Origin of the sequence: Idiomarina sp. (genome assembly GCF_019431395.1) — a bacterium.
GTDB lineage: Bacteria > Pseudomonadota > Gammaproteobacteria > Enterobacterales > Alteromonadaceae > Idiomarina.
The window spans coordinates 1,779,265-1,805,817 of record NZ_CP080268.1; the positions used below are offsets into that span (position 1 = coordinate 1,779,265).

23 protein-coding genes, 1 tRNA gene, 2 pseudogenes and 1 other annotated feature are annotated in these 26,553 nt (G+C 48.1%); of the genes and pseudogenes, 12 read left to right on the forward strand and 14 right to left on the reverse strand.

The genetic code is table 11. The features are described 5' to 3' along the window. Positions 1–54 precede the first annotated feature (54 nt). From KZ771_RS08625 to KZ771_RS08635, 3 genes are all read right to left on the reverse strand, one after another. Positions 55–201, reverse strand: coding sequence for a hypothetical protein (locus KZ771_RS08625; protein ID WP_290652940.1), 147 nt, complete (start codon positions 199–201; stop codon positions 55–57). Between the two features lie 115 nt (positions 202–316). Further along, entirely contained in the window at positions 317–460 is a 144-nt protein-coding gene (locus KZ771_RS08630) for a hypothetical protein (protein WP_290652942.1), read from the reverse strand. Between the two features lie 11 nt (positions 461–471). Further along, positions 472–1,329: a hypothetical protein gene (locus KZ771_RS08635; RefSeq protein ID WP_290652943.1), complete on the reverse strand. Its 858-nt coding sequence runs from the start codon at positions 1,327–1,329 to the stop codon at positions 472–474. Positions 1,330–1,680: 351 nt separating this feature from the next. On the opposite strand from KZ771_RS08635, the gene KZ771_RS08640 reads away from it, so the two are divergent. The 3 genes from KZ771_RS08640 to KZ771_RS08650 are packed head-to-tail and all read left to right on the forward strand — an operon-like array spanning position 1,681 to position 5,680. Then, positions 1,681–2,574, forward strand: coding sequence for a WYL domain-containing protein (locus KZ771_RS08640; RefSeq protein ID WP_290654832.1), 894 nt, complete (start codon positions 1,681–1,683; stop codon positions 2,572–2,574). Between the two features lie 27 nt (positions 2,575–2,601). Beyond that, positions 2,602–4,317 (forward strand): class I SAM-dependent DNA methyltransferase, encoded by a 1,716-nt coding sequence (locus tag KZ771_RS08645; protein ID WP_290652945.1) that lies wholly within the window; start codon positions 2,602–2,604, stop codon positions 4,315–4,317. After that, positions 4,292–5,680: a restriction endonuclease subunit S gene (locus KZ771_RS08650; RefSeq protein ID WP_290652947.1), complete on the forward strand. Its 1,389-nt coding sequence runs from the start codon at positions 4,292–4,294 to the stop codon at positions 5,678–5,680. Before KZ771_RS08645 ends, KZ771_RS08650 begins: the two co-directional genes overlap by 26 nt. Positions 5,681–5,722: 42 nt before the next feature. Here the strand turns inward: KZ771_RS08650 and KZ771_RS08655 are convergent. From KZ771_RS08655 to KZ771_RS08665, 3 genes and pseudogenes are all read right to left on the reverse strand, one after another. Next, positions 5,723–6,721: pseudogene (locus tag KZ771_RS08655) on the reverse strand (ISL3 family transposase); the annotation flags it as partial. Further along, on the reverse strand, positions 6,718–7,230 hold the full coding sequence (lspA, locus tag KZ771_RS08660) for a signal peptidase II (protein ID WP_003821921.1): 513 nt from the start codon (positions 7,228–7,230) through the stop codon (positions 6,718–6,720). The pseudogene KZ771_RS08655 and the gene lspA, both read right to left, overlap by 4 nt. A 3-nt stretch (positions 7,231–7,233) precedes the next feature. Then, entirely contained in the window at positions 7,234–8,130 is an 897-nt protein-coding gene (locus tag KZ771_RS08665) for a cation transporter (protein ID WP_253506366.1), read from the reverse strand. Between the two features lie 95 nt (positions 8,131–8,225). Here KZ771_RS08665 and cadR point away from each other — a divergent pair, with 95 nt between their 5' ends. The 8 genes and pseudogenes from cadR (at position 8,226) to KZ771_RS08705 (ending at position 16,384) form a co-directional block, all read left to right on the forward strand. Next, positions 8,226–8,633 carry a Cd(II)/Pb(II)-responsive transcriptional regulator gene (cadR, locus tag KZ771_RS08670; RefSeq protein WP_004364961.1) on the forward strand — a complete coding sequence of 136 codons (408 nt, stop codon included), beginning with the start codon at positions 8,226–8,228 and terminating at the stop codon, positions 8,631–8,633. A gap of 125 nt (positions 8,634–8,758) precedes the next feature. Beyond that, positions 8,759–9,184, forward strand: a complete 426-nt coding sequence (locus tag KZ771_RS08675; RefSeq protein WP_290652961.1) for a hypothetical protein — start codon at positions 8,759–8,761, stop codon at positions 9,182–9,184. 47 nt (positions 9,185–9,231) lie between these two features. Continuing rightward, positions 9,232–10,448 (forward strand): annotated as a pseudogene (locus tag KZ771_RS08680) (IS3 family transposase). After that, positions 9,510–9,626: a sequence feature (AL1L pseudoknot), on the forward strand. It overlaps the preceding pseudogene by 117 nt. Positions 10,449–10,580: 132 nt before the next feature. Beyond that, positions 10,581–10,931, forward strand: a complete 351-nt coding sequence (locus tag KZ771_RS08685; protein WP_290572884.1) for a hypothetical protein — start codon at positions 10,581–10,583, stop codon at positions 10,929–10,931. 4 nt (positions 10,932–10,935) lie between these two features. Continuing rightward, a complete protein-coding gene (locus tag KZ771_RS08690) occupies positions 10,936–11,526 on the forward strand; it encodes a hypothetical protein (RefSeq protein WP_290652963.1) in 591 nt (196 codons plus the stop codon). Positions 11,527–11,624: 98 nt separating this feature from the next. Next, entirely contained in the window at positions 11,625–12,590 is a 966-nt protein-coding gene (locus KZ771_RS08695; protein WP_053954624.1) for an Abi family protein, read from the forward strand. Between the two features lie 128 nt (positions 12,591–12,718). Next, the gene (locus KZ771_RS08700) at positions 12,719–15,889 is read left to right on the forward strand and encodes a type I restriction endonuclease subunit R (RefSeq protein ID WP_290652965.1); all 3,171 of its coding nucleotides are present in this window, start codon (positions 12,719–12,721) and stop codon (positions 15,887–15,889) included. Positions 15,890–16,132: 243 nt separating this feature from the next. Next, a complete protein-coding gene (locus KZ771_RS08705; RefSeq protein ID WP_133539899.1) occupies positions 16,133–16,384 on the forward strand; it encodes a hypothetical protein in 252 nt (83 codons plus the stop codon). A gap of 87 nt (positions 16,385–16,471) precedes the next feature. Here the strand turns inward: KZ771_RS08705 and KZ771_RS08710 are convergent. The 7 genes from KZ771_RS08710 to KZ771_RS08740 all read right to left on the reverse strand — a co-directional run bounded on the left by KZ771_RS08710 (position 16,472) and on the right by KZ771_RS08740 (position 23,805). Next, a tRNA-Ile gene (locus tag KZ771_RS08710) sits at positions 16,472–16,547 on the reverse strand. Positions 16,548–16,593: 46 nt separating this feature from the next. Beyond that, the gene (locus tag KZ771_RS08715; protein WP_290652969.1) at positions 16,594–18,003 is read right to left on the reverse strand and encodes a hypothetical protein; all 1,410 of its coding nucleotides are present in this window, start codon (positions 18,001–18,003) and stop codon (positions 16,594–16,596) included. Between the two features lie 71 nt (positions 18,004–18,074). Next, complete coding sequence (locus KZ771_RS08720; protein ID WP_290652971.1) at positions 18,075–18,851, reverse strand: amidohydrolase family protein; 777 nt, start codon at positions 18,849–18,851, stop codon at positions 18,075–18,077. Between the two features lie 71 nt (positions 18,852–18,922). Then, positions 18,923–20,758, reverse strand: coding sequence for an RNA polymerase sigma factor RpoD (gene rpoD, locus KZ771_RS08725; RefSeq protein WP_290652973.1), 1,836 nt, complete (start codon positions 20,756–20,758; stop codon positions 18,923–18,925). Between the two features lie 102 nt (positions 20,759–20,860). Then, positions 20,861–22,609 carry a DNA primase gene (dnaG, locus tag KZ771_RS08730; protein ID WP_290652974.1) on the reverse strand — a complete coding sequence of 583 codons (1,749 nt, stop codon included), beginning with the start codon at positions 22,607–22,609 and terminating at the stop codon, positions 20,861–20,863. Positions 22,610–22,771: 162 nt separating this feature from the next. Further along, positions 22,772–22,987: a 30S ribosomal protein S21 gene (gene rpsU, locus KZ771_RS08735; RefSeq protein ID WP_006954239.1), complete on the reverse strand. Its 216-nt coding sequence runs from the start codon at positions 22,985–22,987 to the stop codon at positions 22,772–22,774. An 86-nt stretch (positions 22,988–23,073) separates the two neighbouring features. Continuing rightward, positions 23,074–23,805, reverse strand: a complete 732-nt coding sequence (locus tag KZ771_RS08740; RefSeq protein ID WP_133539894.1) for a PilZ domain-containing protein — start codon at positions 23,803–23,805, stop codon at positions 23,074–23,076. 207 nt (positions 23,806–24,012) lie between these two features. Between KZ771_RS08740 and KZ771_RS08745 the strand changes: the two genes are divergently transcribed. After that, positions 24,013–25,452: a serine/threonine-protein kinase gene (locus KZ771_RS08745; RefSeq protein WP_290652976.1), complete on the forward strand. Its 1,440-nt coding sequence runs from the start codon at positions 24,013–24,015 to the stop codon at positions 25,450–25,452. On the opposite strand, the gene tgt is transcribed toward KZ771_RS08745, so the two are convergent. Continuing rightward, complete coding sequence (tgt, locus tag KZ771_RS08750; RefSeq protein ID WP_133539908.1) at positions 25,428–26,543, reverse strand: tRNA guanosine(34) transglycosylase Tgt; 1,116 nt, start codon at positions 26,541–26,543, stop codon at positions 25,428–25,430. The two genes, KZ771_RS08745 and tgt, sit on opposite strands and share 25 nt — an antisense overlap. Between the last annotated feature and the right edge of the window lie 10 nt (positions 26,544–26,553).

The window sequence follows — 26,553 nt, forward strand, 5'->3', positions numbered from 1 at the left end:
GGACTAACATCCCGCTAGCCCGCAAGAATGTTTGAATGAAACAGCTAACGCTAACTAATCCTCTTCCTCGGCTTCCCAGCCTCCACCATACTCGTCGTGATTCGGGTTCAACTGATTAGCATGATTGTCCAAGCTATCCCAGTAGGCGTCGTTATTTGGGTTCATTGAATCTGAACGGTCATCGTTTGATGTTCTGGCCATTATTCTATCCTCTAAGTCTTAAGTTAGTTAATTTGCTAAAACAGCAAAGAGGATGTTTCCACGGCAGCTCGCCGATGAGGAGGACATCTGAATGGAATTTTAAAAATTCGCTGAATCAGTCAGTGAATTGCTCATAAATTCTGGAATAAACGGCAAACACTTTTTCAATATCCGTGGGCGTGCCATTGTCATTGAGCATCGCCACTTGCTTTTTCGTCATCACTTCACAGAACAGTGCAATCAGCTCAACCGACTGCATGGGGGCTTGTCTTAATTCGGTATCCAGAACGCGGAAGTTACTCGCATAGTTTTTTTTAACCGAGTCGTACCGGCGCGAATTCTTTTTACTGATTTTTCGACAGCAGCTTTCGGGTCATCACCTTCTTTCGAATAAAAAGTGTATTTCGCTTCCGTTATTTTTTCATAAAACGAAACCCAACTGCCTGCAGTGCCAACCCACTTTTGTTTTATCGCTGATACATATCGCTCATTACTCAATATCAATTCATCGCTTTCGGTAATAGGCAAAAACATTTTCATCATGGCTGGCTCTGGAAAGCGTTTATCAAAACCTGCCGTGGTTACACGAAGAAACTTTTCGAAAAAGCCGAGCCACAAAAGTATTTTTCTGGTTTCGAATTCAGCGCTGCTTTCCCAATCGCCACCAATCCATTTTTCGATATAAGACAAAACGCTACGCGAATCTTTTTGTTGCAGATAAACCGCAACCGCATTTTTCTCATCGGCTAAAAATTCATTAAGTTTTTCAAACTGCAGCGCTGGCTGTTTCGATAAAAATATATTCAGAACAATTTCTAAAAGCCACCAGGCACCCGGAGTTTCCTTTTCGTCGGGCGTTTCAGAATCAATCCACGTACTTTCAAGTTCCGGCGCATACTTCAAACTCAACGTTTTAAATTTTTCCGACGTTACCGATTCTCGATTCGAGCTAAGCAATTTAAATAATTGCAGATCAGAAGTAATTGCCCCAGCACCATCTTTATTTTGCGTTCGCAGAAACTGCATCACCAAATCGCCGAAACTTTTAAACCATCCCGATTTGAACAGAAGTTCATCTGGCATCCCCACCAGTAAGACACCTCTGTTGACAACCGAGTTAACATCCATTTCAACCCTCCCGCGTGAAAATCACCCTTGCTTAAGCGCCGCAAAGCAATGCTCACGTTAACGGTATTTCTTAATAAATACTATCTGTTGTACGGAACCTAGTATGTGGTGGCAAAACACCTGGTTACCGCAAATTGCCAAAGCGACCTTCTGTACAACAAAGTGGTGACTGATCCTGTTTTTGGACACGTTGATGTCAGCGGATGTTTTCGAAATCCAGCTTCTGTCACCACTCTGTTATACAAATCCCCGCCCTGATACATTCTTAGGCTCTACCACCTAACCACTTTACATGCACACCAAAATGAACCACACTAGGCCGAAAATAACGATACAAAGTGGCCATGGATGATGCTGGAAAAACTCGCCTTTTCGCAAAAACAGCGCTTAGCGTACATCGATTTTTGTTTGCTGTTTAAAGGCTCGATTTACCGCCAGGACTTAATTAAACGATTCGAAGTTGGGTTATCGGCAGGCTCCCGTGACTTTAATCTCTACAAAGAATTAGCACCGCAAAATCTTGAATACGACGTTAAGCAAAAACGTTACTTCCAGACCAGCGAATTTAAACCGCTTTTCGACCATGACGCCAAACGCAGTTTAATTAAATTAGCGAATGACATTTCCGATGGTTTCGACGCCATTGGCGATTTACATTTTCCGGTTGAAGCACCTTCCAGCTTGAACGTTCCGGACATTTTTGTTGTGGCAAAAACCGTGCAAGCCATACTTAATGAACGCGCTCTCGAAATTAATTACACCTCGCTCAGCAGCGGCTCCGGAAAACGAGAAATTGTACCGCACTCAATTGTTGATAATGGCATGCGCTGGCACATTCGCGCGTTTGATCGAAAAACCGAAAGTTTTCGCGATTTTGTGTTAACCCGAATTAGTAATGTGAAGCTCATTGGTAATTACGAATTTGGTGAAGACAGTAATTCCGATACCGAATGGCAACGCATGATTTCTTTGCAATTGGCTCCTCACCCCAACAACGTTAAATTCCCCAAAGCTATTGAGATGGATTATTGCAACGGAGGGGACATGAAAAACGGTTTATTAACCGTCGATGTTCGTGCTGCCATGGCCGGTTATTTATTACGTCGCTGGAATGTCGATTGCACCGAAGACGCGGCCTTAAAAGGTCCCGAATATCAATTGTGGTTGCGTAACCGCACAAGTTTAATGAACACCAGTAATTTAGCGATAGCGCCGGGCTACGAAAACAATTCGCCCGCCCGCTAAAATTCATTTAAAAGGATGCCGTAAAACATGGACAACACCGAGCAAAAATTCTTAAAACAACTCGATGACAAACTCTGGAAAGCTGCCGATAAACTGCGTGCGAATTTAGATGCCGCCAACTATAAACACGTCGTGCTGGGGCTTATTTTCTTAAAGTACGTATCAGACGCCTTTGAAGAGCGTCAGGAGCAATTACTTGAGCTTTTCAAAACCGACGACGAAAACAACCTTTACTACCTGCCGCGCGATGACTTCGACAGTGACGAAGAGTACCAAGAAGCCTTAGCCGAAGAGCTGGAAGTGCTCGATTATTACCGTGAAGCCAACGTGTTTTGGGTGCCCAAAGCGGCCCGCTGGAGCACATTAAAAGAAAAAGCCGTTCTGCCCATTGGTAGCGTTTTGTGGCAGGACGATGCCGGTAACGACGTGAAATTGCGCTCGGTGTCCTGGCTTATCGACAACGCCTTAGAAGAAATCGAGAAAAGTAACAGCAAGCTCAAAGGCATTCTTAATCGCATCAGCCAATATCAGTTAGAAAACGAGAAGCTCATTGGTCTTATTAACACCTTCTCGGACACCTCATTCACCAAACCAGAGCTCGGTGGTGAGCGCCTTAACTTACAAAGCAAGGACATTCTCGGCCACGTTTACGAATATTTCCTGGGTCAGTTCGCACTCGCTGAAGGCAAGCAAGGCGGCCAGTACTACACGCCAAAAAGCATCGTGACGCTGATTGTCGAAATGTTGCAGCCCTATTCCGGTCGTGTGTATGACCCTGCTATGGGCTCTGGTGGTTTTTTTGTGTCCAGCGACAAGTTCATTGAAGAGCACGCCAAAGAGCAGCATTACGAAGCTTCCGAGCAGCGAAAGCATATTTCAGTTTACGGCCAGGAGTCCAACCCGACCACTTGGCGTTTAGCCGCTATGAACATGGCCATACGCGGTATCGACTTTAATTTTGGTAAGAAAAACGCCGACAGCTTTTTAAACGATCAACACGCCGACCTTCGTGCCGACTTTGTCATGGCGAACCCACCGTTCAACGTAAAAGACTGGTGGAACGAGTCGTTGGCCGATGATGTGCGCTGGAAATACGGCACGCCACCTAAAGGCAACGCCAACTTTGCCTGGGTACAACATATGCTGCATCACCTTGCACCAACCGGCAGCATGGGTATTTTGCTGGCTAATGGCTCCATGAGCTCGAACACCAACAACGAAGGCGAAATTCGCAAGCGGCTCATTGAAGAAGATTTAGTGGAATGTATGGTCGCCCTACCCGGTCAGCTATTTACCAATACCCAAATACCGGCGTGTATCTGGTTCTTCACCAAGGACAAAGCCAATGGCATGGTTCGTAACGAGAAAAAGCGCGACCGCCGCGGCGAATTCTTGTTTATTGACGCACGCGAACTTGGCTACATGAAAGACCGGATATTACGCGACTTTACTAACGACGACATTGCTAAAGTTGCCGACACGTTCCACCAGTGGCAACAAGGTGAAGGCTACGAAGACATCGCCGGCTTCTGCAAATCCGTTAACTTAGACGACATTAAAAAGCACGATTTTGTGCTTACCCCAGGCCGCTACGTTGGCGCAAAAGAACAAGAAGACGACGGCGAACCCTTCAACGAAAAGATGGCACGCCTAACCGCACAACTAAGCGAGCAGTTTGCCGAAAGCGAGCAACTAGAAGCCGAGATTAAGCGCAATCTTGGAGGGCTTGGGTATGGGCTGTAGGAGTTTCCCGACACATTGGCAATTGCTGCCGCTAGCCGAGGCTTTAGATGCGCTTATTGACTACAGAGGGAAGACCCCCAAGAAAACAGATACGGGCATTCCTTTAATTACGGCTAAAATCGTAAAAAATGGAAAAATATTGCCCGTTTCCGAATTTATCGCTGAAGAAGATTACGACGAATGGATGGTTCGTGGGCTGCCCCAGGTTGGCGATGTTGTAGTAACAACCGAGGCTCCACTAGGAGAAGTCGCCCAACTGGAAGATTGTAACGTTGCTCTCGCACAGCGGATAGTGACGCTTAGAGGCGCAAAAGAGATTTTAGAGAGTGATTATCTACGCTATGTCATGCAAGGGCCTTATGTCCAAGGACAGCTAGAGGCTCGTGCCTCAGGCTCAACCGTAAAAGGCATTAAGCAAAGTGAATTGAGAAAAGTTTTACTTCCAATTCCACCAAAACAAGAACAGACAAAAATAGCCAAAATACTCAAGTCTATTGATAATAAAATTCAGATTAACAACCAAACAAACCAAACCCTAGAACAAATCGCCCAAGCCATCTTCAAAAGCTGGTTTGTCGATTTCGAGCCCGTTAAAGCCAAAATAAACGCACTAGCAGCCGGCGGCAGCCAAGAAGATGCCCTACTCGCCGCCATGCAAGCCATATCCGGCAAAGACAAAGCTCAACTAACTCAGCTCCAAACCGAAAACCCGGACTACTACAACCAACTCCGTACCACCGCCGAACTCTTCCCCGCAGCCATGCACGACAGCGAACTGGGCGAGATTCCGAGGGGGTGGTCAGCATCAACAGTTGGAGAGGAGTTTGGTGTAACAATGGGTCAGTCACCACCTGGTAGCACCTACAACGAGGAGAGTGAAGGGATTCCATTTTTTCAAGGCCGTAGAGACTTTGGAAAACGTTTTCCAAGTGAAAGAGTTTACTGTACTGCACCAAAACGCATGGCAAACAAGGGAGATACTCTGCTTAGTGTTCGCGCACCCGTTGGAGACTCCAATATAGCACTGACCGATTGTTGTATTGGACGAGGTTTAGCTGCCCTAAGGCATAAATCACAAAGCTCTTCATTTACTTATTATTCAGTTAAACAGCTTGGCAAAGAGTTGGCGTCTTATGACTCTGAAGGCACTGTATTTGGCTCGATTAACCAAAAAAACTTAAAAGCATTATCCGTCATAAAGCCTTGTGCACAATTAGTTGGAGCGTTCGAGAGTTATGCTGGAAGTCTGGATAAAACCATTTTTACGAAGAGCAAAGAGTCACAAACTTTAAAACAGACGCGAGATACGTTACTTCCAAAGCTTTTGTCCGGAGAACTTATAATTAAGGGTATACGGATTTAATGGTTGATGGGGCACCTTCACCCCATCAATCTGATACCACCCTCAGATGGTTGATAGATCGACTCCGTAGTTGAGTTCCTCTGCGAAGTCCGGCAGTCCGTAACCGATGGTTTTCTTGTAGAAAGGAGAGACCTTCGCAGTCGGTGCCTTCTTCTTGTGCTTCGTGGTGTAGAGCATTCGTGCCCGCATCACCTCAAAGGAATAACCACGCCCTTCACGGTTCTTGTCCTTGGCCAATCGGTTGAGGGACTCCGTGTAAGCGTTGGTGACGGGAATATCCGTCTCGAAGTAGATCATGATCTCTTCGCGCCAGTTACACACCGCCCTGACCAGATCGCTCCAGACTTCCTTCTGGCCCTTCGGGATGGTGGCTATCCATTCGTCCAGGGCGGCTTCTGCCTGGGGCCGTGTGGTAGCATTCCAGATGCCGTAGAAGCGCTCCTTGTGCTCGTAGGCGGCCAGCAGTTGCGGGAATGCGCCTGTCCAGGTCTCCATGATGAGGCGCTCCCGGTCTGAGACTTCGTGAGCGCGTTTCAGCAGGATTGTCCGGTCTCCCTTGAGAGTCCGGCTCTGGGACGGTTTCAGCTCCTTTCTGAGGCCCTTGCGCACTCTCTCTAGGGCATCGTTGGCCATGCGCACCACATGGAACTTATCGACCACGATACGGGCCTGGGGCAGCACAGCCTTGACCGCTGCCCGGTAGGGGTTCCACATGTCCATGCTGACGATCTCGACCTTCTGCCAGTCTTTCAGCTTCATCAGGTAGTTGGTCACCACGTTCTGGCGGCGGGTGGCCAGCAGGTCGAGCAGGGTTCGCTCCTCAATGTTGGTCAGAATGCAGCGGTAGCGCTTGTTCAGGTATAGCTCGTCAATGCCCAGGATGCGGGGCGTCTCGAAGCGGTGCCAGCGCCCCAGGAACTCGGCGCGGGCGTTGAAGATGTCGCGCACCGTCTTCTCGTCCAGGCCGGTCTGTGCCGCCACAAAGGTGTAGGGGTGGTTGAAGGATTCCTTCTCCACGTACTCATGCAGCCGCAGTGTCAGTCAGATCCATCCGACTCGGCATTGGTGTTTGCTTTTTTACCCAACAAGCTGCTGGAAACGAAAAGTAAGGCACCGAGGACAATTGCAATATCAGCCAGGTTGAAGGCCGGCCAATGCCAGTCTCGCCAATAGAAATCAAAGGAATCCACAACATAGCCGCGAAAGACCCGGTCAATCAGGTTGCCCATGGCGCCACCGAGGATAAGACTGTAAGCGATGGCTTCTCCTTTATGACGATTTTCAAGGATCAGCTTGATCAGAAAAATCGAGACCACTACCGCGATTCCGATAAAAAAGTAGCGCTGCCAGCCTCCACCATTCGCAAAAAGACTGAATGCGGCACCGGTGTTCCATAGGTGCACCCAGTTAAAGAACGGGGTCACCGAAACATACTCGCCATAGGCCATTGATTGCTGCACCAGCCACTTTACAGCCTGATCAGACGCTGCCAGCAGGCCCGATATGGACAATAGGGCATACGGCGAGAGCTTTTTGCCAATAATGAGCATTATTTAACCCTTGAGCGCCAGAATGCGCCTGGCACCGTTAAGCACGACGAGCCCCGCGATGGTGCCGATAATTAGATCCGGATAATTGGAACCGGTCCACACGACCAGGGCGCCGGCGGTGATGACCCCCAGGTTGATCACCACGTCGTTGGCCGAGAATATCCAGCTTGCCTTCATGTGCGCCCCGCCTTCCCGATGTTTGGATATGAGCAGCAGACAACTGGTATTGGCAATCAATGCGACGAATGCGATAGCCATCATCACCAGCGATTCAGGCTCACTACCGAATACAAAGCGTCTCACCACCTCTACGAGCACGCCCACAGCCAAGATCAGTTGCAGTACACCAGCAAGATGCGCGGCACGTACCTGCATTTTCACGCTATGTCCAACCGCATAAAGGGCAAGCCCGTACACCGCCGCATCGGCAAAATTGTCCAGGGATTCTCCAATCAGGCCGGTGGACTGGGCGATCAGACCGGCAGTCATTTCCACCACGAACAGAAGTGCATTGATGCCGAGCAACCAGCGCAGGGTCCCGGATTCTTGCTTAGCAGAAGCTGCCGAAAACTCGGCGGCCTTGATGGTCTCCGGATTTGCAGCGACGGTTTCCTGAAGCGAGGCGCCTAGCCCCAAGGTCTTCAGTTTCGAGGTGACGGGCTCGACCTCGCCGTCATGCACGACCTTCAGCCGGCGGTTCGACAAGTCGAAGGACAGCGCCCGAATCTCCTCAAAGCCGTTCAGGGCCAGGCGAATCATTCGTTCTTCTGATGGACAGTCCATCTTCGGCACGGCATAAACACTGACCCATCTCCCTGGCGCCTCGGAGGAGGCCTGTATATCGGTATCCGCTGCGGACGTTGCATCACCGCCACAGGCGCCACCACAGGATTTGCTCATGATACGACTCCACTTGAACAATGTTGTGGTACCATTTTAAACTATAAAGCTACTATAAGGTCAATAGAGTAAAGAATCCGTTGGGGAGGAGGCTGATGCGCATTGGTCAGTTGGCGCAGTTGGTAGGGGTCGAAACACAGACGATCCGCTTCTATGAACAGCAGGGCTTGTTGCCGCCGCCTGATCGGCAGGACAACGGTTACCGTGTCTATACCGAGAAGCATGGTGAGGGGCTGGCCTTCATCCGTCGCTGCAGAATCCTGGGCCTGTCACTGGCTGAGATTCACGAACTACAGAGCTATCAGGACGACCCTCATCAGCCTTGTACCGCCGTCAACGCCTTGCTCGATGATCACATCTCTCATGTGCGGTCGCAGATAACCGCTCTGCAAGCGCTTGAGAAACAACTCGTTTCACTGAGAGCGAGTTGCAACGATGACCGGGAAGTTGAGGCGTGTGGGGTTCTTGCTGGAATTAGCGAAGGAAACATGCACCAGCAGTAGGTGAAGCATCAACCAGATAATCCGATGAGATGCCTGTCTGTCTCACTCTCATGCAAAGGTAAGATCAACCATTTAATCCGCTTACCCATAATTAATAGCCCCGCTGATTCGGAGGAAATACTCTAATGGCGACGCGCGTAGAAATGATTATAGAAACGTTAAAAGCCTTTCCTAACGCTAAGTTTACCGCTCGTGAGTTGGCTAAGCTTTTTATAGAACGCTACCCTGCAGAAATAGCAGAAAAGCAACTAAATCCTCGTTATAACACTGAAGAAAAATTAATCGCGCAATTAGCAGCTGAGATCGGGGGCGAACGCACGATTGCAGCTAAAAATCAGTGTCCTAATGTAGCCACGAGAGATAAACCTCGTCCTCGAGTCTATTACTGGGAGCCTTATCCCGACCAAAATGAGTCCGCGACGGAACTTGAGGATGAATCAGATGAATTCAACATAGACACTCCGCTTACTGCCCCTGGAATTAGCGAAAGTGACTTGTACCCACTGTTAATTGAGTTTCTTAATAAAGAGTACAACTTATACTGCCAATGAATCAAACCGGGTTTGTCGGAGGCTAATAATCTTGAGAGAATTAGCCAATGAACAAAAGAATCACCTATTCACCGGAAGTCCGCGAACGTGCTGTTCGCATGGTTTTGACATCAGAGCATGAGCACTCGTCGCGATGGGCTGCTTTGGTATCTATTGCATCCAAAATTGGTTGTACTCCAGAGACCTTAAGGTCCTGGGTCAACAAAATGGAGGTCGACTCAGGCAAGAAGCCAGGGGTCACCAGTGATGCCGCAGCCAGAATGAAAGAGCTCGAGCGGGAGAACAAAGAGCTCAAGCAAGCTAACGAGATCCTGAAGAAAGCTGCTGCATTTTTTGCACAGGCGGAGCTCGACCGCAAACCGAAGAAATAGTCCGGTTTATTGATGCTCACCGGGCGTTGTATGGTGTCGAGCCAATCTGTCGGGTCTTGAAGATTGCACCATCAACGTATTATCGCTGCAAGTCACTTGAAGCGGAGCCTGAGCGTCGCTGCCAGCGTTTTCATCAGGATGAAGCACTAAAACCAGAAATTCTGCGCGTATGGCAGGAAAACCACAGCTGCTATGGCGTCAGAAAAGTGTGGAAACAGATGATGTGAGAAGGCTTTACGGTTGCCCGTTGCACGGTCGCCAGACTGATGGCCGTTCAGGGCCTTCGTGGTGTGCGCCGAGGTCGCGGCTGTGTCACGACTATTCCCGATGACAGTGCGGATAAACCATTAGATTTGGTCAATCGTGAGTTTACTGCACAGCGCCCGAATCAACTGTGGGTCGCTGATATTACCTACGTCGCGACCTGGTCAGGGTTTGTGTATGTGGCCTTTTTCACCGATGTTTTCTCGCGCAAGATTGTTGGCTGGCGTGTGATGAAGTCGATGCAGACACCGTTAATTCTGGACGCCTTAGAGCAAGCATTATGGTCACGAGGAAAACCGAAAGGTGTTATTCATCACAGTGACCGCGGTAGCCAGTATGTGTCTATTCGCTACTCAGAGCGACTGTCTGAAGCGGGTTTTAGTGCGTCAGTTGGCAGCGTCGGCGACTCGTATGATAACGCGTTAGCCGAGACGATTAACGGCCTGTATAAGGCGGAAGTCATCTACAAAGACGGACCCTGGCGAGGGCTCGAGCAAGTCGAACTGGCAACACTCGATTGGGTCGACTGGTTCAACAATAAGCGCCTGTTGAGTCCCATCGGAGATATTCCACCTGCTGAGTATGAAGATAACTATTATCGACAACTAGCAGAAGATGAGGCAGCATGACTCAAACAAATACGCCTCCGAATTTACCGGTTCGATTCACAACGTATTGACGAAAAGAAGTCAAAAAACACTCACGGAAGCGGCGGAAATCATTGGCTGCACCCGGATATTGTAGCTCTAGAAACTATCGACATGGGCTGGGAAGATATAGTCAGAAGCTGTGTAAGAAGCGGTAGTGACAGTTCAGTACGATTATGGTCTTTTGAGGTCAAGAAACATCTTACTAAAGGTAACGTCAGAAAATATTTCTTTCAGGCTGTCTCAAATTCTAGCTGGGCACACTATGGTTACCTCGTTGCAACAGGGTTAAATAGCGATGTTGAAGATAGCCAGATCTTAATTCCAGCACGAGAAAGACCATCTGTAGACTGGAAGTCAGCAAATAGGATTGTTGCTGAGAACAGTGATTTTCATCACTACATTGAGCAAGTTGGTATTTATAATCAAACTGGTCGTTTAATTAAAAGTGCCTGGAACAAGTAAAAGCATGCTAAAACTCCACGCCACCCGTAAACTTTTCGAAAAATTAACCCTCACCAGCGAGGGTACATTACCGGTTACACCAATGAGCAAGTGGCTGTATGAAAAGCCCAGTCTTGATATCAACCCTTTGAGCGGATGGCATGGTCACCTGGTTACGCTGCAACGCAGAAACTGCATATTAATGGCGCATGACAGCACACGTTTCCCGCTGGTGTTGCCGGCGCTGACTAAGCCGGATTTCACTGAGCTGAACGTCCGCTTTGTCGATGCCTTTATGAATACCCTGCTTAAATGCGGCGCTAATGAGGTTCACCTTGAAACGGCCGATAAATACCTTCGCCCACTGCAAGTTGATAGCGACTGTAGCCGCTCCGTTCAGGGCACGCTGAACCGCATGAAAGACGAGTTTGAACATCAGCTTTATTACGACCGGCTGAATATAGCCGACATGACCGGCTATAACGCCGGCGCCTGGCTCGCCGACACGCCACGCTCAGTAAAAGGTCAAAAGACGGTGCTATGGCCAAAAGATGCTATGCTGACTCTGCTGGAGCGATTGGCTAAGTCCCCCGCAGATAATCAGGACATTCGGTAATTATGAACACTCGCAATCAACCATCCGGAAATTCCGGATGGTTAGTAAAAGCGCGTTGAAGCAGTCATTGGATATAATGAACTCAAGAGATAATTAATATGCCTCGGCAACAAAAACCCTGGATATCATTAGGTCAGCAGTTAGAATTGCTAACCGACCGTGGTATGACAATTGATGAACCTGAAATAGCAAGAAGTTACTTGGAAAAGCTGGGTTACTACCGGCTAAGTGGGTATTGGTACCCCTTTCGCAAAATATCAACGCACTTCAACCAAGAATTGGATATACCTATCCGTTATGATGAGTTTATTAATGGCTCGCACTTTCGGGATATTGTTGATTTATATATTTTCGATAAGCGACTCCGGCTTCATGCGCTAGATGCCTTAGAACGAATAGAAATGGCAGTACGAGTCGACATTGCTCACTTACTAGGCGAAATAGACTGTTATGCGCATGAGAACCCAAAATGCTTGCATGGCCGCTTTAGTAAACAGGCTAAAAAGAAAGGGCCTGCAAAAGGTAAAACGGAGCACCAAGTCTGGTTAGAAAAGTACGAAAGAGCCATATGGCGAGCTAGACGAGAGCCATTTATTGAACACTACAAAAAGAACTATGAAGGAATACCAATTTGGGTTGCTATTGAAGTGTGGGACTTCGGCATGATGTCGATGCTTTACTCAGGCATGAAGGTACAGCATCAAGATAAAATAGCTGAGAAGTATGGTGCTCCCAGTGGCCATGATTTTAGTAAATGGTTAAGAAGTTTAAACTTTATACGTAATGTTTGCGCTCACCACAGTAGGCTTTGGAACATCAACGTTCTCGAGCGAGCTCCCGTTCCTCATTACGAACATTGGCAAAAGATAAATAACTCACGCCCATTCTTCTACTTTTGCCTTATGCAAAAATTACTCGCAGTAATAAGTCCTAATTCGACATGGAATAAGCGATTTGACACTATTGTTGAAAGCTTCCCCGAACCGGAAAATAACGCAATAAAAATTAGCGAGTTTGGGGTGGTTGATAACTGGGAGTCTTGGCCAGTGTGGGGCCTGAAATGAGAGCCGACGCGTACACAACAAAGTTGCGAAGAGGCGCCGGGCGTATTACGGGTTAGTATAAACAAGATGTTTTACCTGTCAATTACTTTAAGGTAATTTAGGCAAAGTACAATTAAAGGACTAATGGAATGACCGAAGACCAGTTAGAACAACAATGCCTGGAATGGTTTGCCGAGGATGGCTGGGAAGTTGCCCATGGCCCTGACATTGCCCATGACGGACCCTATCCAGAACGGGTCGATTATAAGCAAATTCTGTTGTTCGCTGATCTTGAAGCCGCTTTACGCCGCATTAATCCTCACCTACCCGAAAGCGCCATCGAGCAAGTTGTTGCGGTTGTCCGCAAGCCCGACAGTCTGGACTGTGTTGTTAATAACCGTGAGTTTCATCGCTTGCTTATTGACGGCGTGCCGGTTGAATACAAAAAACAGGATAAAGTCATTCATGACCGCGCGTTTCTGATGGACTTTGGCGACTTGGACGCCAATCGCTTCCGGGCCATTAATCAATTTACCATTGAAGGTTCAAAGCAGCTGCGCCGGCCGGACATTATCTGTTTTATTAATGGCTTACCCGTCGCTGTTATCGAGCTTAAAAGCCCGAGCGCCGAAAACGTCAGTATTTGGGACGCCTTTAACCAGATACAAACCTATAAAGACGAGATCCCAGACTTATTTGCCTACAACGAAGCCTTGGTTATCAGTGACGGCTACAATGCCAGAGTCGGCTCGTTAACCGCTAATCAAGAGCGCTTTATGCCCTGGCGCACCGTCAACCACGAAGACGACAAACCTTTGCTGGAATGGCGAATGGAAACCATGGTTCGCGGCTTTTTTAAGCGCGAACTGTTGCTAGATTACATCCGCTATTTTGTTATTTTCGAAAATGACGCCGACAACCTCATTAAGAAAATAGCAGGCTACCACCAGTTTCATGCTGTGCGCGAAGCGGTTCGTGCCACCGTTGTTGCAGCAGAGCAGCAAAATCTGGATGAAGTTGCAGAGAAGCGCGCAACCTACGCGGATGAAGTAGTTCCCGGCAGTAAAAAAGCCGGTGTTGTCTGGCACACACAAGGCTCAGGCAAAAGCATTTCTATGTGTTGTTACGCCGGAAAACTACTGCAACAACCGCAAATGAATAACCCCACCCTCATTGTCGTTACCGACCGCAATGACTTAGACGGTCAGTTGTTTGCAACCTTCAGTGCCGCTAAGGATTTACTCAAACAAGAGCCGGTGCAGGCAGATAATCGGGACAAACTTCGACAGTTGTTAGCCGAGCGCGAGTCCGGCGGAATTATTTTCACCACGGTACAAAAGTTTGCGCTACTGGAAGATGAAAACGGCCACCCCATTTTAAACGACCGCCACAACATTGTTGTGATTTCGGACGAGGCACACCGTAGCCAATACGGTTTAAAAGCTACGTTGAAGAAGGACGGAAAATATAAGTTTGGCTACGCAAAGCACATGCGTGACGCGTTGCCCAATGCCTCTTTCATTGGTTTTACCGGCACACCCATTGCCAGTGAAGATAAAGACACCCGCGCCGTTTTCGGTAGCTATGTGTCTATTTATGACATTCAGGACGCGGTGGACGATGGCGCTACGGTCCCCATTTATTACGAATCACGCCTTGCCAAGTTGGACATCAACCAGGACGTTATCGAAGAGCTCTCTGATCAGGTCGATGAGGTGGTCGAAGACGAAGAAGACGTCGGTGCCCGTGAGAAAACCAAAAGCGAATGGAGCCGTCTGGAAAAACTGGTTGGCTCTGGTCCTCGTTTAGCGCAAGTAGCAGAAGACCTGATTAACCACTACGAAACCCGCGCAAAAAGCATTGAAGGTAAAGCCATGATTGTGGCGATGAGCCGCGATATTTGTGCGCATCTGTACAACGAAATTGTGAAGTTACGCCCTGACTGGCACGACCCGGATCCTGAAAAAGGCGCGATCAAAATCGTCATGACCGGCTCTGCATCAGATAAGCCGTTGTTGCAGCCACACATCTACAATAAGCAAACCAAGAAGCGACTGGAAAAGCGCTTTAAAGACATCAACGATCCGCTGAAGCTGGTTATCGTGCGGGATATGTGGCTGACCGGATTCGATGCGCCTTGTTGCCATACAATGTATGTCGACAAGCCAATGAAAGGGCACAACCTGATGCAGGCCATTGCCCGGGTAAACCGCGTGTTTAAGAACAAACCCGGTGGCTTGGTGGTTGATTACATCGGTATTGCTAACGAGCTGAAACAAGCGCTGAAAACCTACACCGATTCGCAAGGTAAAGGGCAACCGACACACAGCGCCGAGGAAGCTTTTGCACTGCTCCTGGAAAAGCTGGATGTCATTCATGGCATGTTTGCCAAAGGTCCGAACACGGACGGTTTTGATTACACCAATCATAACGGTAAGAGCTACGAAGACGACCCAAACCAATTGCTGCTGGCAACGGCGAACTATGTACTCAGTCTGGAAGATGGCAAGAAACGCTTTCTGGACACAGTGCTAGCCATGAATAAGGCATTTTCATTGTGCAGCACGCTGGACGAAGCGCAGAAATATCAAAAAGAAGTGGCGTTCTTGACGTCGGTAAAAACCGCCATTACTAAGTTCACCAGTGTCGATAAAAAGCTCACGCAGGAAGAAAAAAACTCAGCGTTGAAGCAGATTTTAGACAATGCCGTTCGAGCGGAAGGTGTGTCCGATGTCTTTGCCATGTGCGGGCTGGACAAGCCCAACATCGGTCTATTGTCTGAGGAGTTTTTGGAAGATGTGCGGCAGATGCCTTACAAAAACTTTGCCGTAGAGCTGCTTGAGAAGCTGCTTAAAGACGATATTAAGGCCAAGACACGTAACAACGTGGTACAAGAGAAAAAGTACGCTGAGCGCCTGCAAGAGACATTGCGAAAATACAACAACCGCGGCATTGAAACGGCTCAAGTTATCGAAGAGCTCATCGCCATGGCCAAGCAATTTCAGGAAGAGCTGGCTCGTGACGAAGCCCTGGGTCTAAACCCCGATGAAATTGCCTTCTACGACGCCCTCGCCGAAAACGAAAGCGCTGTTCGCGAACTGGGCGACGACACACTGAAGAAGATTGCCGTCGAAATTACGGACAAACTACGAAAATCCACCACGGTAGACTGGCAAGTCAGGGAAAGTGTCCGGGCAAAACTTCGAATTCTTGTACGCAGAACCTTGCGCCGATACAAGTACCCACCCGACCGCGCACCAGCAGCCGTCGAGTTGATTTTAAAACAGGCGGAAGTGCTTTCTAGTCGTTGGACTGGGTGACTTCAAAACTTAAAATCATAGTCGGTCGCTTTTTACTGTAAATAAGACGGCGGCTACTCTATTTAAGAATCCCAACATCCGCTAGCTAAAATACTCATTTTTTTCTAATACATCATAATATTTTGACGCAAAAAACCGGCCTAAAAGTCGAATTTTAGAGCCCACCAAAACCCCCTCTCTAACTTCTTAACTTTTGCAAGTCACTCACACACAATGGGCTCATCTTAACGACGGAGAAACACGATGTACCAAGAACCGAGCCCTGAAAATCGATCAGAGATTTTAAAACGTTATAACCAAACCGAGCGCATGTTGCGTAGTTGCGAAGTACTGGACATGCTGGCGGTTAGTAGAACAAGCTGGTGGCGTTACGAGCAAGCAAACCTCGTGCCGCCTGCCCGTACCCTCGGTGGCTTAAAGTACTGGCGTTTATCGTCAATCCTGTATTTTATTGAGAACATGCCTGCGAGCCGATCTGAATCATGTGCAGCGTAAAACACAGGGCCATTGCTAAGGTATACCCTAAGGTAACCCCAAGCGGAATTCGGCAAAACACAAAATGACCTAAGTCATTGATAAGAGTGGTGGCCCCTCGCAGATTTGAACTGCGGACCAATCGATTATGAGTCGACTGCTCTGACCACTGAGCTAAGGGGCCTTATTCGGAAGGATTGCTATAAAGCGGCGCAAATTATACGAACTTTTTACTCGCTTGTCATGGGTATCTGCAAGATAAATCGAGAGTTTTCGCCATCAGATTCGTAACTCACGGTTGCGTGAATGATCGCAAGCGTGTCGCGCACCAGTTTTAGCCCCTGGCCGTAGGCTTCGGGTAAAACATCATCGTCGCGGAATACGCGCCGTTCCTGTTGTGCGGATAAGCCGTTATGTTCATCGATGACTTCAACGGTAATGGTTTTATCATCGGTGCTACCAGCCTTTATCAATATCTCGCCGCGATCGGGGCCGAAGGTGGCTGCGTGGCCTATTAGTGTATCCAGCGCGAACCGTATTAGTAAAAGATGGCTGTGCAGCGCAAGTTGTTCTGTGCACACCGCGGTAATGGTTTGGGTATCTTTTGCCGTGCGGTCTTGATGGTAATTGGCAATATGATCCAGCCAGTCGGCCAGATTTTCACGTTCGTAGCCCTGCGAACTTGGTGCCGCCAAATCTAAGTTCTCGTAGCACACAACTAAGGTGTTAATCCGGTCCAGTTCAGCGGCAACATGGTTCAGTTGGTCAATACGCTGTTGTTCTGTCGATAACGCCAGGAAGTTGTTTTTTGTTTGCTCCAGCCGTTTGCTCAGTTCTTTGGCGAATGAGGCTGCAATACGCGCCACAGCCGAAAGGTCAGAAGTACGTGCTAACTTAGCCTCCAGCGCAGCAATTGTTTGTTCTAAATTTATATTCTTTTGACGCGCCTGATACAACAGCATTAACAGCGGTTGTACTTCGTTAATATTCGACGTGACAGGCACAGGTTGGGTCTCGTCATCCCCCTGCTTTACTAATTTGTCACGCTCTAGATACCAACGCCGCTCAAACGCTAGCGACTTCAAATACATAACAACCCCGCCGATGGCGAGTAATGCGAACAAAATGACATTAGTAATGGTGCTGGCCGTCGGCACCAAACTACTGCGCTGTATTAACCACGCACTGAGTCCCTCATGGGTCGTTATCGGGCAGGCAACCGCAAGAACTGCCATATTATTGTCCCGCTGTACCGATTCAACCAGCCCGCCTTGTTCAATAGCACGCAATGAGAGTGCAGCCAGCAAGGTGCGCTCTGTTTCCGGCGTGTCTCTTTTTATATCGCTACCGCGATAGGACGGGAAGGTATAACCAAAAAAGCCACTGTCTAAATGCCACAGACCGCCCTCAATTCCTTCTTGGCTGGACAAGACGCGTGTTAACTGTTGTTGGAACAGTTCTGGGTTATTAACCCGGGTCTGGGTTTCTTCTTCATTGGGGAAAAGCTGTTGAATCTCTGACTGTATTGCCCCACAGGTTTCAAACAGGTGCAGTTGACGATTATCGACTGTTTGCTGTGCTGATTGTGACAAAGCAAAGCTAAAACCAATAACCGCAATGGCGACAAAAGCTATCGCCATCCAGCGGTTATACTTGGAATGATTAGAAAGTGAGTACACCCAATACCACGCTTGTCTCGTGAATAAACTAACTAAGGTAGCTTATAAAACTCTCGCGCATTTTGATAGAAAACTTTATCAACGGCTTGTTCGTCATCAAGCGCTGCCACCATGGTATCGATGTCACTGGGCTCAAACGACCGGTTACTGCGAGTTCCCGGTAAATCAGTGCCAAACATCAGGCAATCCGGATTAGCCTTGTATAAGGTCTTCATCGCGTCGGTAATATTAACTTCGGTACGTCCGAATCCACTGGCTTTGATTTTCACACCAGCGTCTGCCAGCCGGCGGACTTGTGACAAACCTGACTTTGCCATACCCAGGTGATCGACGCTAAGTTTAGGTAGCTTCAACAAAGTTGGCACCATGTCATCCAGCTCTCGACTGTCGACATAAATTTCCAGGTGCCAGCCAGCCAGATCCCAAATACGTTTACCAAAGTCGACAATACCTTCGATGTCGCGGTGAACACCACGCTTTAGGTTGACTCGTACACCACGAATACGGTGCTCATTGAGCTGCTGAATTTTTTCATCGCTAACACTACCGGGTAACTGAGTTACGCCGACAAAGTTATCACCGAGATTTTCCAGCGCCGCTTTTAAGTAACGCTGCTCAAATCCCTGAAACGAGCCCGACACGATAACGCCGCCCTCGACAGGCATGCCGGTGACTAACTTGCGGTAGTCGTCGATGTAAAAAGGCTCTGGGATATGCCCTTGGTTTTCAATCAACGGAAACTGTTCATCGTATATATGCAGGTGTGAATCAATAATCCGTTTTGGCCAATTGTTGCGGCTATTTCCCATAGTGCCTCCTGACATTGCAATCGAATCGTGGTCAGGTTAACGCACCTGACCTCATAACGTAAGCCTTATCTTTATTCGTCCAGGAACGACTTAAGCTGTTCAGAACGGCTAGGGTGACGAAGCTTACGTAATGCTTTGGCTTCAATTTGACGAATTCGTTCCCGAGTTACATCAAACTGCTTACCCACTTCTTCCAATGTATGGTCGGTATTCATATCAATACCAAAACGCATACGCAAAACTTTCGCTTCACGCGCAGTTAAACCACCGAGTACTTCACGCACCGAATTGCGCAGGCTTTCGGAGGTGGCTGAATCAATCGGTAGGTCCAGCGTGTTATCTTCAATAAAGTCGCCCAGATGCGAATCTTCGTCATCGCCAATCGGCGTTTCCATCGAGATCGGTTCTTTTGCGATCTTAAGCACTTTACGAATTTTGTCTTCCGGCATCATCATGCGTTCAGCAAGCTCTTCCGGTAACGGCTCACGTCCCATTTCTTGCAACATTTGGCGTGAGATACGGTTTAATTTATTGATCGTCTCGATCATATGCACCGGTATACGAATGGTCCGCGCCTGATCCGCAATCGAACGCGTAATCGCCTGCCGTATCCACCAGGTCGCATAGGTAGAGAATTTGTAACCACGACGGTATTCAAACTTATCTACCGCTTTCATCAAGCCGATGTTACCTTCCTGGATCAGATCCAGGAACTGCAATCCGCGGTTGGTGTACTTTTTGGCTATCGAGATAACCAAACGCAGATTGGCTTCGACCATTTCTTTCTTGGCTCGACGTGCTTTCGCTTCGCCAATCGACATGCGGCGATTGATGTCTTTTACCTTGGCAATCGTCAACCCGGTTTCGCGTTCAACTTCGAGTAATTTACCGACGCTGCGCTCAATGTCAGCACGGATTTCCTTAAGGCCGTCAGCGTAATTTTCCCCTGAAGCAATGTGCTCATCGACCCAGGCCATAGAGTTCTCATTACCTGAAAACGCCTTCATAAACGCGCGTTTAGGCATTCCGCCCTGTTCAACGCTGGCCTTCATCACCAGGCGCTCCTGCACACGCACTCGATGCATCATGTCGCGCATGTCTTTTACCAGGCGGTCAAATTGCTTGGGCACAAGACGGAACTGTTTAAACAGGTCGCTAAGTTTTTCTATTTCAGCGCGTGCTTTTGCATGTTCGCGCCCATTGTCGATAATCGCTTGGCGGGTTGCTTCGTACTGTTCACGCAGCTCGGTAAATTTAGCACGAGCAAACTCTGGATCGATGCCGGTATCAGTCTCTTCATCGTCGTCATCGTCTTCATCTTTGTCGTCTTCTTCCTCTAACTCGTCTTCAGACAACTCAGAGCCAACGTGGGTCGCGCTAACCGGCGCCTCATCAACCTCGTCAGGGTCAATAAAACCAACAATGATATCGGTTAAACGCAGTTCTTCCGCCTCGTACGAATCCCATTGTTCCAGCAAAAAGTTTATCGCTTCGGGATATTCCGCAACGGAACACTGAACTTGGTTAATACCTTCTTCGATACGCTTGGCGATATCAATTTCGCCCTCACGGGTCAGTAGTTCCACGGTACCCATTTCGCGCATGTACATGCGAACGGGATCCGTTGTTCTGCCGATTTCGCTATCGACAGAAGCAAGTGCCTGGGCTGCTTCTTCTGCGGCATCTTCGTCGGCTGCACTCTCCGCCATCATCAGATCATCGGCATCAGGCGCACTTTCGAATACGCGAATACCCATGTCATTAATCATGCGGATGATGTCTTCTATTTGATCGGAATCAACAATTTCCTGAGGTAAGTGATCATTTACCTCAGCGAATGTCAAAAACCCTTGTTCTTTGCCTTTCGCAATAAGGACTTTAAGTTGCGATTGCCGACTCTGCTGCATACAGATGTTCCACCCAATAACTGACTAAAGATTACTCAAAATGACCAGAAAGTATAACAGATAACTGACTTTTAAACCAGCCAATCACGCATTTCTGACCGTTCAATGCTTTTTACGAAGATGTTGTAACAACATCAAATATTCCTGCTTTTCTGCTTTAGTTAATTGTGTTGTTTGTTCCTTTTTCAATAGGTCATTTGCTCGTTGCTCGACATACTGATCAATCAAATAAATAAAAATATCGTTAAACTCAGCGGCAATTTGTTCCTCATCCAATTGGTGATCCCAACTCGCCAATTTGGTTAACGCACTATAATAATCTGTATCACGCCACTGCTCTAGTAACTGCGCTGTCGTCATAGCCTGCGTTGCGGTCTGCTGGTGTATGGCTGCAAACAAATCTATACCGGCTATTCTCAATTGCGCCAGCTCCGCTCTTACCGGTGCTGTTTGGCCTAGACCCGGATGCTGCAATAATAAGGCAATGGCCTTTCGCAGCGGCGTCATTCGCATTGACTGCGGCATCGCCCGTTGTTGCGCCGGCTTATCCACGTAACGCTCTAATTGCGACCGGTCACGGCGTAAAAGCGTTGCCAATTTTTCCATCAGTGATTCACGATAAAAATCGCTGGCAACCCTTTCAATACGTGGCTTAGCTTCATTTAATAATTGAGAACGTCCGGCGTCGCTACTTGGATCGATTTCTGCCAATAAATGCTCGAAAAAGTAATCGATGAAAGAACTTGCCTGTTTAAGCTTTTCCTCGAATACCTCTGCACCGTGACGTTGTACCAGCGAATCAGGATCATCGCCGTCGGGCAGAAACAAAAACTTCATGTCGACACCGTCTTTAAGCAACGGTAACGCATTCTCCAACGCCCGCCATGCCGCATCTCTCCCAGCCCGGTCGCCATCGTAGCAACAGACCACGGTTTGCGTTGTACGAAACAATCGTTGTAGTTGCTCGCTGGTGGTTGCAGTACCAAGTGAGGCCACCGCATAATCAACGCCCGCCTCTGCCAGGCTAACGACGTCCATGTAGCCTTCCACGATGACGATTTGCTGTGGTCGTTTATGAGCCTGCTGTAAATGCCAGAAACCATAGAGTTCCTGGCCTTTATGAAACAGTCGGGTTTCCGGTGAGTTAAGGTATTTGGGCCCGTCACTATCAATCACGCGGCCGCCAAAGCCAACAACCCGACCCCGGCGGTCATGGATAGGGAACATAATACGATCACGGAAAAAGTCGTAATGACGGCCGTTATCATTTTTATTAATTAACTTTAATTCAAGTAATTGCTGGCGTTGCTGTGCGGATTGCCCAAACGTAGTTAATATTCCGTCCCACTCGTCGCCGGCGTAGCCTATTTGAAAACGTTTTACCGTTGCGCCGGATAAGCCCCGATTTTTTAGGTAATTAATGGCTTTATCAGCCTGCGCGTGGTGCTTTAACTGATGCTGAAAATAGCGTGCGGCCTTAGCCATAAGGTCGCTGTCGGCTCGTTGTTGCTGCTGGCGTTGTTGCTGTTGTTGTGGGTTCTGTGTAGCGCTTTCCCGCGGTACTTCAAGCCCCATCATGTTGGCGAGTTCTTCCACCGCATCAGGGAATTCAAGACCATCGTAGTTCATCAGAAAATCAATGGCATTACCGTGTTCGCCGCAGCCAAAACAGTGATAAAATTGCTTATCCTGACTTACCGTAAACGAGGGTGTTTTCTCGTTGTGGAAGGGACAACAGGCCTGATGATTTTTGCCCGCCTTTTTTAACGTAACCCGGCTGTCGACGACGTCCACAATATCAGCTCTATCCAGCAAATCGTGAATGAAGGATTTTGGGATCAGCCCAGCCATGCAACACCGTACCTTTTAAGTTACCCACATAAAACACAAAAGCCGCGACGGCTTTCCGACACGGCTTTTATAACATGACAATGATTAAGTTTATAAACTCAATGCGTCATTGTTGTTGCGAAAGAATCCGCTCGTTGGGCTCGGTGTTCGAGCACCAATCTATTAATACAAACGAGTACGACGAGCGTTTTCGCGAGCCAGCTTTTTAGCGTGACGCTTAACAGCAGCTGCTTTCTTGCGCTTACGTTCTGCAGTTGGCTTTTCATAATGTTCGCGACGACGAACTTCAGACAGAACGCCTGCTTTTTCACAAGAGCGCTTGAAGCGACGCAGAGCTACGTCAAACGGCTCGTTTTCTTTCACTTTAACGACTGGCATTAAAAAATCACCTCGGATAAATTATCTGTTTTGGTTAAAAATTAACCGCTTCGGGTTCAATTGGTGCTGAATTGTACCGAGTCAGATTACAGTTGTAAAGCCTTATCCGAAATTGATCTTTCTGATCGTTTGCCATCTTTTACCGCAAGAACCGACAACGAATTGAGCAATAAGTTTTGCATCAACTGCACCCGTTGCTCGTCACTTAAATCACATTCCAGACCAATCCGCCATTGCCTTGGCCCTCGTTCTTCGACAAGCTTAACCCGCACCGACAGCGATTCGCATTGGTCATCGGAATACTGAATTCTAAGGTCGAGTTCCCGCCCCAGAAGCTGACTTTCAAAACATGGCAACACGCCTTCGCAGTCAAAGCCAAACCCCTGCGCCGACATGTCGTGTAACATACCATTTAACAACGGCTCAGGTGCCTCGGGCTCTATTAGTTGAGCTCGCACCTCTATTTGCATACGGGGTGTTTTTCGCAGTGCACGGGCTTGCAGGTTTTGTGGGTACGAAATAAACAATAGTTTGTCAGGAAACTGCGTTGCATGAACAATATTGACGTAACCGACAATAACCTCTCCGTTAGCCGATATCGTCCGCATAACTAACTTGTCGCTGTTACGCAGCGCGGGCAGAACATCTTGCCAGCGATATAACGTTGGCACATCAAGGATCAAATAGTCAGGGTAATGTTGCCCGATTAAAGTGAAATGAAAGGTAGCCTCGCGCTCTGCATTGTCGTTAACAACACCCTGAATTTCTACTACCTGGTTGTAGCCAGAGGCGATGAGCTTATCCGCGCTTGTTTTCATATAGTTATTATTATGATGTTTTAATTGATGAATTCAGCATAGCGCATTTTTTTCTGATGTAAAAAGTTAGCTTTAAAAAATAGTTATGACGTTATTTGACGTCAATTTATGACTGCCTATGCTGTGTGTATCACAGTCTTTGTGCGAAATCAGTTTAAATAGGTACACTAAAAATGGATTAAACCTGTCAGCAGAAGGGATGCGGCTTTGGTTAGAGAGGGCAATAACGCCAACAAGTATAATGTGTTGATCAGTGATAACGACGGCGACGCTTCGTTTCCGTACCGTATCGCTGAGCGTTATCATTGCAAAGGCTTTCTTGGCAGTGGCGGCAGCGGCTTAGTATTTAAAGCCTGGGACGATATGTTGCAACGCATGGTTGCAATAAAGTTTATCCGCAACCCTTCCTTTGTCGCACGGCAACGTTTGGTTGCAGAAGCTCGCGCTTTGGCTAAAGTCAATCATCCGAGTATTTGCTCAATCTATGACATTGGCGAGCCAGTTGACGAGCATTCATCACTATTTATGGTTATGGAGCTTATTGAAGGTCCCCGCCTTGCTGAACTGGCCGGCAAATTAACCACCACTCAGGCTATTAAACTCATCCACAAACTTGCCGAGGGCGTGAGTGAACTGCATGCCGTTGGTTTAGTCCACAATGACATCAACCCAGGCAACGTCATCATTACCCAGCAGGGTAATGAAGAGCCGATGCCCACGTTAATTGATTTAAGTATTGCCGGCAGGCCCAGTAAACAGTCGCGACCCAAAGGGTTTGGCGTTACGCCGTTATTTTGTGCGCCCGAGCAGCGAGAAGACAACGAAATTGCAGCCGATATGCTGGAGAAGGTAGACATATACAGCCTGGGTGCATTACTGCTGTTTTTAGTCAGCGGACAGGCGCCATCGAAAAATCCTGCGGCTCAACTTAAAACAATAAGAAGACGCTGTTCGCCTCCTTTACGTAAATTTATCCTGCGATGCCTTGCCGAGTCACCGAAAAAGCGATTCAGTTCAATGGCCGAGGTCGTCGGTATCTTAGGCGAGCTTAGTTACTACAAACCCAACCGACAGCCAGCTATTTTAGCTGCCAGCGCAGGTGTCATTGTAGCGTTAAGCGTGTTAGTTACCACGCAATTAACCCCGTCTGCATGGTCTGATGACGAGGATAGCGAGGGTTTAGTAAATCAGGCTTCTATGCATGCACTTTATGCCACTCAACTTATGCATGAAGGTAAAGGTAGGGAAGCACGACAACAAGCACAAAAATCGATCCAATATTATCGTCAGGCGATCACTTTAAGTGACGGTCAAACTATTGAACCATTACTGAGACTGGTTGATTTTGTCGTTACCCAGCAACAGCTATTTAGCCAATCGGAGTTATCGGCACTGTTGCTGGATACGTTATCTCTGGCAGAAAATATAAACAGTGAGCAACCACAGTTAGCGTTTGCGATGGCAAAAATATACTATCACCTGGCCAAGCTTCACCAACCCCGGACAAACGTTTATCAGCGATGGCTTGAACATGCCAAAACCGCTATAGAGCGGGCGCTTTCGATTCAGCCTGACACACCGCACTACCGCACGCTTGAGTGCAAAATTGATGCACTGCAAAATCAATCCAGTGGCGGCACCTGCTGATCACGAGCCGCATAAAAGCCGCTTACAAATTCGTCAAAACTATCATTATCCAGCGCTTCGCGCATATCGCTCATTACACGCTGGTAGTAGCGCAAATTATGAATAGTATTGAGCCGTGCGCCGAGGATCTCATTGGTGCGATCGAGGTGATGTAAATAGGCCCGTGAATAATTTTTGCACGTGTAACAATCACAGTCTGAATCCAGTGGCCCGGTATCAGTGCGATGAACAGCATTGCGGATTTTTACCACACCGGTACTGATAAATAGGTGGCCATTGCGTGCGTTACGGGTTGGCATCACACAGTCAAACATATCAACGCCCCGGCGCACTGCCTCGACCAGGTCTTCAGGTTTGCCAACGCCCATCAAATAACGCGGTTTCTGTTCCGGCATTTGTGGTGCTGTGTGCTCGAGAATACGCATCATGTCTTCTTTCGGCTCACCCACCGAAAGACCGCCGATAGCGTAACCATCAAAGCCGATATCTGTTAACCCCTTTAACGAGATGTCGCGCAGTTCTTCGTACATACCGCCTTGAATAATACCGAATAGTGCAGCTTGGTTACCTTGGTGAGCCTGTTTCGATCGTTCAGCCCAACGCAGTGAGAGCTCCATCGACTTTCGCGCTTCACTTTGCGTTGCCGGGAAGGGTGTGCACTCGTCAAAAATCATGACGATGTCTGATCCCAGTTCACGTTGCACCTGCATCGACTTTTCCGGCGTTAACAAGATTTTTTCGCCATTTATCGGCGAGCGAAATGTTACGCCCTCTTCAGTGATTTTACGTAACTCGCCTAAGCTAAACACCTGGAAGCCGCCCGAGTCAGTTAAAATCGGTTTATTCCAGTGCATAAAATCGTGTAAGTCACCATGCTGCTGAATAATCGAGGTGCCCGGACGCAGCATTAAATGGAAGGTGTTGCCCAGGCAAATTTGTGCTCCGGTTTGTTCAACTTCTTCTGGCGTCATGCCTTTTACGGTACCTAGTGTACCGACCGGCATAAAGGCTGGTGTTTCTACCGTGCCACGCTCAAACTTCATACGCCCGCGACGCGCGCGGCCGTGTGTTTTGTCTAATTCAAATTTCATCATAGTCATT

What these genes read in the sequence shown, in the direction of transcription:
- KZ771_RS08625 (WP_290652940.1), bottom strand. Translation starts at nt 201, where the DNA reads ATGGCCAGAACATCAAACGATGACCGTTCAGATTCAATGAACCCAAAT.
- KZ771_RS08630 (WP_290652942.1), bottom strand. Translation starts at nt 460, where the DNA reads ATGCAGTCGGTTGAGCTGATTGCACTGTTCTGTGAAGTGATGACGAAA.
- KZ771_RS08635 (WP_290652943.1), bottom strand. Translation starts at nt 1,329, where the DNA reads ATGGATGTTAACTCGGTTGTCAACAGAGGTGTCTTACTGGTGGGGATG.
- KZ771_RS08640 (WP_290654832.1), top strand. Translation starts at nt 1,681, where the DNA reads ATGCTGGAAAAACTCGCCTTTTCGCAAAAACAGCGCTTAGCGTACATC.
- KZ771_RS08645 (WP_290652945.1), top strand. Translation starts at nt 2,602, where the DNA reads ATGGACAACACCGAGCAAAAATTCTTAAAACAACTCGATGACAAACTC.
- lspA (WP_003821921.1), bottom strand. Translation starts at nt 7,230, where the DNA reads ATGCTCATTATTGGCAAAAAGCTCTCGCCGTATGCCCTATTGTCCATA.
- KZ771_RS08665 (WP_253506366.1), bottom strand. Translation starts at nt 8,130, where the DNA reads ATGAGCAAATCCTGTGGTGGCGCCTGTGGCGGTGATGCAACGTCCGCA.
- cadR (WP_004364961.1), top strand. Translation starts at nt 8,226, where the DNA reads ATGCGCATTGGTCAGTTGGCGCAGTTGGTAGGGGTCGAAACACAGACG.
- KZ771_RS08675 (WP_290652961.1), top strand. Translation starts at nt 8,759, where the DNA reads ATGGCGACGCGCGTAGAAATGATTATAGAAACGTTAAAAGCCTTTCCT.
- KZ771_RS08685 (WP_290572884.1), top strand. Translation starts at nt 10,581, where the DNA reads ATGGGCTGGGAAGATATAGTCAGAAGCTGTGTAAGAAGCGGTAGTGAC.
- KZ771_RS08690 (WP_290652963.1), top strand. Translation starts at nt 10,936, where the DNA reads ATGCTAAAACTCCACGCCACCCGTAAACTTTTCGAAAAATTAACCCTC.
- KZ771_RS08695 (WP_053954624.1), top strand. Translation starts at nt 11,625, where the DNA reads ATGCCTCGGCAACAAAAACCCTGGATATCATTAGGTCAGCAGTTAGAA.
- KZ771_RS08700 (WP_290652965.1), top strand. Translation starts at nt 12,719, where the DNA reads ATGACCGAAGACCAGTTAGAACAACAATGCCTGGAATGGTTTGCCGAG.
- KZ771_RS08705 (WP_133539899.1), top strand. Translation starts at nt 16,133, where the DNA reads ATGTACCAAGAACCGAGCCCTGAAAATCGATCAGAGATTTTAAAACGT.
- KZ771_RS08715 (WP_290652969.1), bottom strand. Translation starts at nt 18,003, where the DNA reads ATGGCGATAGCTTTTGTCGCCATTGCGGTTATTGGTTTTAGCTTTGCT.
- KZ771_RS08720 (WP_290652971.1), bottom strand. Translation starts at nt 18,851, where the DNA reads ATGGGAAATAGCCGCAACAATTGGCCAAAACGGATTATTGATTCACAC.
- rpoD (WP_290652973.1), bottom strand. Translation starts at nt 20,758, where the DNA reads ATGCAGCAGAGTCGGCAATCGCAACTTAAAGTCCTTATTGCGAAAGGC.
- dnaG (WP_290652974.1), bottom strand. Translation starts at nt 22,609, where the DNA reads ATGGCTGGGCTGATCCCAAAATCCTTCATTCACGATTTGCTGGATAGA.
- rpsU (WP_006954239.1), bottom strand. Translation starts at nt 22,987, where the DNA reads ATGCCAGTCGTTAAAGTGAAAGAAAACGAGCCGTTTGACGTAGCTCTG.
- KZ771_RS08740 (WP_133539894.1), bottom strand. Translation starts at nt 23,805, where the DNA reads ATGAAAACAAGCGCGGATAAGCTCATCGCCTCTGGCTACAACCAGGTA.
- tgt (WP_133539908.1), bottom strand. Translation starts at nt 26,543, where the DNA reads ATGAAATTTGAATTAGACAAAACACACGGCCGCGCGCGTCGCGGGCGT.